Origin of the sequence: uncultured Roseovarius sp. (genome assembly GCF_913054395.1) — a bacterium.
Lineage (GTDB): Bacteria > Pseudomonadota > Alphaproteobacteria > Rhodobacterales > Rhodobacteraceae > Roseovarius.
On record NZ_CAJXIP010000154.1, the window covers coordinates 1 to 7,328 of the forward strand.

The following is a 7,328-nucleotide window of genomic DNA, read 5'->3' on the forward strand; positions in this document are numbered from 1 at the left end:
TCTGTCGCCCCTGCCCAGTAACGCAACAGCGCGACATGCATGGAAAATGGGAATGGCACACCGAACCTGAGCGGCCCTTCGCGGCCCTTGGACAGCGCCGCAGCCGCGCGTCGCGGGTCTTTAAAGTCAAAGTCGAACCCATCCGCGCGCAACCGATCCTCGACGGCCCGGCTGACCCCGATCACGTTTCCATTGACCGACAGCACCGACACAGCGGATATCGCGGTGGTCACGCCGCCCAGCCCCATCGCCATGGCAACGGGAACCGGTGACAGCATATGCGCGGCGTCAACACGTCCAAAAGCCAGCATGTCACGCACCGAAGACCAAGAGGGCGCCGCGATCAAATTCAGCGCGATGCCTTCGTCCGCCGCAAACCCCATCTCTTGCGCCATGATAAGCGGTGCGGCGTCAATCAGCGGGATGTAGGCGACAGAAATCGTGACAACTCTCATCCCAGCAATCCCGATGCGGTCACAAGTGCTTCGGCGACATCTGCGACGCGGCGGCCCTGATCCATCGCCGCTTTGCGCAAAAGTGCATAAGCGGCATCTTCGTCTATCCCCTTGGCCTTCATCAAAAGGCCCTTGGCACGATCGATCACCTTGCGCTCTTCCAGTGCGCGGCGCGTTTCGGCCAGTTCGTTGCGCATCTGCCGCACCATGCGAAACCGCGCGATGGCCGTATCCATCACCGGCTTGATCCGCGCGGGCGACAACCCGTCGACAACATATGCCGACACGCCGGCTTCGATCGCGGCCTGCGCGAGACCCCCGGCCTGGCCCGACACAAACATGGCAACAGGGCGGTCAAGAGGACCAGACGCCAAAGTCAATTCCTCCATCATGTCCCGCGTGGGATTATCAATGTCGATCAGAACGATGTCAGGCGAATGGGACGCGATTTTGCGCGCAAGACCGCTGGAATTGCCAATAACGAAAACGTCGCAGTCTTGCGCATCGCTAAGGGCGTCAACAATCGCGAGCGCGCGATCACGATCTTCTTCAACCACCACAACTGTCAGCTTTTGCATCATTTCATCTGGCTATCGCAATCCGGATTCACTGCAAGCTCGTTCAACGATTTTACACGGACAAATCAGTATGAGATGGATTTTTCAGCTATTCGCCCAACTTCTAGGCAATTGCGGAAACCACGCGAGCATTCGCCGGAACGCCTCATTCCATGACGTCCCTGCCCGGTCACCTCACGGCGCGGAAGGCCCTTTCTGTCGCGCCCGCCGGGATTAAACTACTGCGTTCGGCGTTTGCCCGAAATCTGGCCTAAGCCACCGAACAAAGGCGCAACGCATCGTAAACCGCAGCGTGGATATTGCGTGACGACTGGGCATCGCCAATACGGTGCAACTCATACCCCTTGCCTCTTCGGGGCTGGGGTTCGAGATTCTTGAGCGCGTGAAGGTCGGTGACCCCGTCATTGGCCGACTGCCCGCGAAGCTCATCAAACAGCTCGTTCATCGGTATCGTGCCCATTTCGACAATCACCTGATCATAGATCTGCCGTTCGATGTCATGGGTCAGCTCGTTCATCAAAGTCGCCTCAAGCTTGTTGCCCTTGCGGGTGACGCCGGTCAGCCGCAGGTTGCCCTCGGGGCGCAGGCCGGACTTTGCAAACTCTTTGTGCCAGCGCGTCGACTCCGGATAGACAAGATCCTGACCGATATTCACATCAATGGTCGTCAGGCGCACATTGGCCCCTTCCGCCTGCGCGACCTGCGCGGCCAGCAGCGCCGGATGTCGGCCCGTGTTGTCCCAGATCAGAACGTCCCCGACGCAAGGCCTGATCCGGTGCTCTTCCCCGCGCATCAGCTTGGCCACCATATGCGGGTCCGTGATATGCGGACGGGTCAGCCCGGCCATATCCACATGCCCCTCGGAGACGGCAAAGCGCGCCGAGGCCATGTCGGACAATTTCGCCGCGTGGAAAACCGGCAGGTTCACCGCGCGTTTGAACAGACCGACCGCCGCGACCCATGGCGCGGCAGGCATGCCCATACCGGGGAACACCTCTTCCGACAGCGACCGCGAGGTATCCATCGAGCCGAACAGCGCATTGAAAAAGTCGACCGCGCCTTCTCGTTCAAGAATCTGTGCCGCCGCAAGGCATTCTTCCGCCGACAACTCACCGTCAATGCCCTCGTCCACCACATAGCGCATGCCGACGATGAAACCGTCGCTGACATTGCGGCGGATTTCCTCATGTACCATCAACGCAAAGCGCACCCGGTTTTCCAGCGAGCCGCCAAACCGGTCCGTGCGGTGGTTGGTCTTGGGTGACAGGAACTGTCCGATAATGTGCCCGGCGGCAAGCGTTTCGATCCCGTCAAGCCCGCCTTCCTCGCACCGCCGCGCGGCCTGGTCATAGGCTTTGATGACCCGCGCGATGTCGTGCTCATCCATCTCGCGGGGAATGCCACGGTGCAATGTCTCGCGAACAGGAGACGGGCCGATCGGCGGCAACCAGTCCTGCGCATAGCGGCGAAATGCTGACTCATGTTGCGCAGGAAGCGGGCTATGTGATGTCCGGCGAGGTCGAGTTGACCGTTGGGGAATCAACGCGCGTCCTGAAGAAAGGTGACGGCTATTATTTTGACAGCCGCGAGTTTCACCGATTCCGCAATGCAGGGTCCACCAAAGCTGAAATTATCAGCGCGATTTCACCGCCTAGTTATTGAAGGGAAGCGGGGGACCGCTGCCCGCATCATGGCCCAACTTTGACCGGTCTTCGCCCCCGAAGACCGTGCAGGCCAATCGCCCCGGCCTCAAAAACCGCAGCCCGCGCCGAAGGGAGCCATTCGCTGTACCCCGCAATGGCTGGCAACGGCAGGCAGGCCTCATCGCCCGACAAGAGCGCCCGCACCGCAGCCGTACCGAACACCGTGCCCGGCCCGATGCCCCGCCCGGAATACCCAAAAACCGTCAGGGCGTTCGGGCCAAGCCGCTGGATCTTGGGAACATGATCGCGGGTCATCGCAATCCGGCCCGCCCACGCGTGTTCAAACGGAATATCGGCAAGCGCCGGATAGAGGCGCCGCAATTCCCGGCGCATCCAGCCTTCGTGAACCGCCCCGCCGATCCCCCGGATATTGCCCATCGTGCCAAGGATCAGCCGCCCGGCCTGATCCCGCCGGACCGAGGTCATGACCAACCCGGTATCCCAGCACCCCTCCTGCCCCGGCAGAAGTGTTTGCAATGTCTTTTCCGGTAACGGGTCGGTTGCGAACTGGCTAAAAAACACCGGCGTACAGCGCGGGGTTTGCGCGACTGCCCCGGCCTGGGGATAGGCATTGACCGCCATCAACAAGCGCGATGCCGTGATCCTGTGCCCATTGGCCGTGACCTGCCAACCCGCCCCGACCCGGGCAATCGCCTGCGCCGGACTGTGAGTGAACAAACGCGCGCCCGCACGCATCGCTGCGCGGGCAAGCCCGTGGCAATAGGCGAGCGGCTGCACCGTTCCGGCACCCGGATGGAACAGCGCCCCGTGATAGGCATCCGTTCCCGTCCGCCGCCGGGTTTCCGCCGCATCCAAAAGCTCGGTGCGCAGGCCAAAGGCCTCGGCCTGCCGATGCCGGTCCTGCAAATCGCGCAGCCCTGCCGGGGCGTGGGCCAGATGCAGCGTGCCTTGGCGCACCGCCTCGCAGGCGATCCCCTCGCGTTCGATCACATCGAAAACCTGATCGGGGGCAGCGGCCAGAAGCCGGATAAGGCGGCGCCCGGCCTGCGGCCCCATCTGCGCGACGATGGTTTCAGGCGGCAGCCAAAGCCCCGCATTCACCAGCCCCACATTCCGGCCCGAACCACCAAAGCCAATCGCATTCGCCTCGACCAGCACGACCGACACCCCTTGCCGGGCAGCTTCCAACGCGGCGGCGCAACCAGTGAACCCGCCCCCCACGATGACCATGTCGGCGGTCTGATCGCTGTTCAGCGTGGGGGTATCGGCCTTGTCGCGCAGGCTATGCCCCCACAGCCCGCAATCGTGCTCAGATGTCAAACTTGATCCCCTGTGCCAGTGGTAGCTCGCGCGAGTAATTGACGGTGTTGGTTTGCCGCCGCATGTATCCCTTCCACGCATCCGAGCCGCTTTCGCGCCCGCCGCCGGTTTCCTTCTCTCCGCCGAACGCCCCGCCGATCTCGGCCCCGGACGGGCCAATATTCACATTGGCGATGCCACAATCCGATCCGACAGCCGAAAGGAATTCCTCGGTTTCCCGCACGTCGGTGGAAAAGATGCACGAGCTCAGCCCCTGCGGCACGGCGTTCTGCATTTCGATGGCCTGATCCAGCTCGCCATATTTCACCACATAAAGGATCGGGGCAAAGGTCTCGTGATGCATGATCGCGGTCTGCGCGGGCATTTCCACGATCGCGGGATGCACATAGGCCGCGCCGGAATGGCTGTCGGCCAGCGCCTTGCCGCCGCCATGCACCGTGCCGCCTTCGCCCCGCGCCTGTTCCAGGGCCCGCCCCATCGCCTCGGCGGCGGAAGTGTCGATCAGCGGGCCAACCAAGGTGCCCGCCTGCAACGGATCGCCAATCGGCAGGCCCTCATAGGCCTTGATCAACCGGGGGATCAGCGCGTCATACACATCCTCATGCACGATCAGCCGCCGCAGGCTGGTGCAGCGTTGCCCCGCCGTGCCCACGGCGGAAAACACGATGGCCCGCAATGCCATTTCCAGATCGGCCGAGGGCGCAACGATCATCGCGTTGTTGCCGCCCAGCTCAAGGATGCTGCGGCCCAGCCGTTTGGCCATATCCGCCGCCACTGCGCGCCCCATCGGAACCGAGCCGGTCGCCGAAACAATCGCCACCTTGCGGTTCGCCGTCAGCGTCTGCCCCAGTTCGCGCTCGCCAATAAGCACCTGCGTCAGCCCATCCGGCGCATCCGACCCAAAGGCATCGGCCACGCGCTCGCAGATCTTCTGCACGGCCAGCGCTGTCAGCGGCGTCTTTTCCGAAGGCTTCCAGATCACCGGATCGCCGCAAACCAGCGCCAGCGCGGCGTTCCAGCACCACGGTGCCACCGGAAAGTTGAACGCCGTGATCACCCCGCACACCCCCATGGGATGCCAGGTTTCGCGCATCGCATGGCCGGGCCGTTCCGAGGCAATGGTCAACCCATAAAGCTGCCGCGACAGCCCCACCGCAAAATCGCAGATGTCGATCATCTCCTGAACTTCGCCAAGCCCCTCTTGCAGGATTTTCCCGCACTCCAGCGTCACCAGCGCACCCAGAGCGTCCTTTTCCCGGCGCAACTCTTCGCCCAGCAGGCGGACGAATTCGCCCCGGCGCGGGGCGGGCATCTTGCGCCAGGCCAGAAACGCCTCATGTGCCTTGTCGATCATCGCGTCGGCCTCAGTGGGCGTGTGGCAGGCAAGCCGCGCGATTTCCGTCCCATCCACCGGCGTCTGCACCGCCAGCGTGCCCCCCGTCAGGTCGGACAAGGGCAGCCCCGAAGCGCTCAGAATATCAGAATAAGTCATTACGTTTCCTCATGTTACTTGCGCGCGCTGGTCGTCCATGCCCATGGACAAAAGCAGCGGGCGCGTTGCCTGTTGTTGTTTGAATTGCGATTTGTCGCATAGCCCACGCCATTGCGCACGGATCAGCGATTGCACCACCGCCCCGCCCAGCGTGGCCCCCGGCCCCGCGATGATGAACAGATCCGGCGCAAATTCCCGCGCCGCCACCGTGATGGCACGGGTGAAATCGTAGGGCTCGGTCACCTGATGGCCCAACGTATAGTCCCACAAGGCCCCTGTATCGGTGCCATGTGGCCACCAGATCGCCCCGCGCCCGTCGACAAGCGGAAGGTCCGGCTGCCGCATCGCAAGATCGGCCAGCGCGACACGCCCCTCCTGCGCCACCGGCGCCTGAAGCGGGCTATGGAAGGCCGCATGATTACCCAATCGCATCGGAAAGCGGCCCTGCACGGGGTCAACCTGTTTTTCAAACGCCGTCAGCCCGGCCTCGTTGCCCGCCAGAACCAGCATCCCGCCCAGATCAATCGACAGGCTCAGCACATGGTCGGCAAGCGTATTGATGTGCTCCACGATGCTTAACAACGCTTCGCGTCGGGCGAATTTGGGCACCCAATCGTCATCCACCCAAGGGTAAATCACCTGCCCGCCAATCATCGCCCGTTGCATCAGCGTGCCCATGGTATTCGCCAGCCGGAACCCTTGGGGTGCAGACAGCGCGCCGCCACAGGCAAGCGCGGTGTACCAGCCCATAGAATTGCCCGTCACCGCAACGATGTCATAGGCCCCCCGGTCGACCGACAGGAAATCCCCGTATCCGGCGGCATAGATCAGCCCCGCCGCATTGTCCCCGCGCCCATGCCGTGACAGCGAAAACCGCCCCGCGCCATCCAGTGCGATCAGGCTGTCCTGCCCGGCATCGGCCCGCTGTGCATCAAAGGTGGCCAGCAACCCCTGATCCGGGAAATACCGCCCGAGATAGCCCAACTCGGCCTTGTTATAGGTCCCGCGACCGGGACAGATCAGAACGGCCCGTTTCATGGCTTTTCCCCCACCAGTGCCAATGCGGCCTGCGCGATACTGTCCGCCGACGGCATGGTTGCGGCATAGGCCGGGCCGGTGGCAATGAAACTGTCCTCGGCGGTCAGGCGCGACAGGCGCGGCACGCCAGTTTCGTGGAAATGCGCCATCAGCGCCTCGGCCACCCCGCCCGAGTGGCGGGTTTCGTCCACGATAAGCACATTGGCGCATCCCTGCACCGCGTCGCTCAGGGCCTGCACCGGCAAGGGCGACAACCACCGCATGTCAACGATCCGCGCCTTGATCCCCGCCGCCGCGATCCGTGGCAGTGCCTGATGCGACAGGTAAACCCCGTTGCCAAAGGTAACGATGGCCAGATCGGCCCCGTCGCCCTCAATGCCAACCTGCCCCAGCGGAATAGTTTGCGACGGGTCGGGATAGGTCCGCATCCAGCCGCCGTCCTTTGTCTCGTGCAGATCGCGCATCGGATAAAGCGCGATGGGTTCAAGAAACACCACCACCCGTTGCTCTTCGCGCGCCAGCCGCACGCATTCGCGCAGCATCATCGCCGCATCCGCCCCGTTCGACGGCACGGCAAGGATCACCCCCGGAATATCGCGCAGCACGGCAACCGAGTTGTCATTGTGGAAATGTCCGCCAAAGCCTTTCTGATAGCCAAGCCCGGCAATCCGCAGCACCATCGGGTTGGTATATTGCCCGTCGGAAAAGAAGCTTAGCGTCGCCGCCTCGCCCCTGATCTGATCCTCGGCATTGTGCAGATAGGCCAGGAACTGAATTTCCG

At 63.0% G+C, this 7,328-nt stretch carries 8 protein-coding genes; 1 reads left to right on the forward strand and 7 read right to left on the reverse strand.

The annotated features are described in order from the left end of the window. The 3 genes from QZ522_RS16140 to QZ522_RS16150 form a co-directional block, all read right to left on the reverse strand. Window positions 1-455: ABC transporter substrate-binding protein (locus QZ522_RS16140; protein WP_294613901.1), on the reverse strand; the 455-nt coding region annotated here is incomplete at its 3' end. Then, entirely contained in the window at window positions 452-1,036 is a 585-nt protein-coding gene (locus tag QZ522_RS16145) for an ANTAR domain-containing protein (RefSeq protein ID WP_294613904.1), read from the reverse strand. The genes QZ522_RS16140 and QZ522_RS16145, both read right to left, overlap by 4 nt. Before the next feature lie 247 nt (window positions 1,037-1,283). Then, window positions 1,284-2,420, reverse strand: coding sequence for a hypothetical protein (locus QZ522_RS16150; protein WP_294613907.1), 1,137 nt, complete (start codon window positions 2,418-2,420; stop codon window positions 1,284-1,286). Window positions 2,421-2,443: 23 nt separating this feature from the next. Here QZ522_RS16150 and QZ522_RS16155 point away from each other — a divergent pair, with 23 nt between their 5' ends. Continuing rightward, window positions 2,444-2,695, forward strand: a complete 252-nt coding sequence (locus QZ522_RS16155) for a cupin domain-containing protein (protein ID WP_294613910.1) — start codon at window positions 2,444-2,446, stop codon at window positions 2,693-2,695. A 26-nt stretch (window positions 2,696-2,721) separates the two neighbouring features. Here QZ522_RS16155 and QZ522_RS16160 read toward each other — a convergent pair whose 3' ends face one another. From QZ522_RS16160 to QZ522_RS16175, 4 genes are all read right to left on the reverse strand, one after another. Next, window positions 2,722-4,017 (reverse strand): FAD-binding oxidoreductase, encoded by a 1,296-nt coding sequence (locus tag QZ522_RS16160; RefSeq protein ID WP_294613913.1) that lies wholly within the window; start codon window positions 4,015-4,017, stop codon window positions 2,722-2,724. Continuing rightward, window positions 4,007-5,509, reverse strand: a complete 1,503-nt coding sequence (locus tag QZ522_RS16165; RefSeq protein WP_294613916.1) for an aldehyde dehydrogenase family protein — start codon at window positions 5,507-5,509, stop codon at window positions 4,007-4,009. Before QZ522_RS16165 ends, QZ522_RS16160 begins: the two co-directional genes overlap by 11 nt. A gap of 9 nt (window positions 5,510-5,518) precedes the next feature. After that, window positions 5,519-6,547, reverse strand: a complete 1,029-nt coding sequence (locus tag QZ522_RS16170; protein WP_294613919.1) for an ACP S-malonyltransferase — start codon at window positions 6,545-6,547, stop codon at window positions 5,519-5,521. Beyond that, on the reverse strand, window positions 6,544-7,328 hold a 785-nt coding region (locus QZ522_RS16175; RefSeq protein WP_294613922.1), incomplete at its 5' end, for a transketolase C-terminal domain-containing protein. The genes QZ522_RS16170 and QZ522_RS16175, both read right to left, overlap by 4 nt.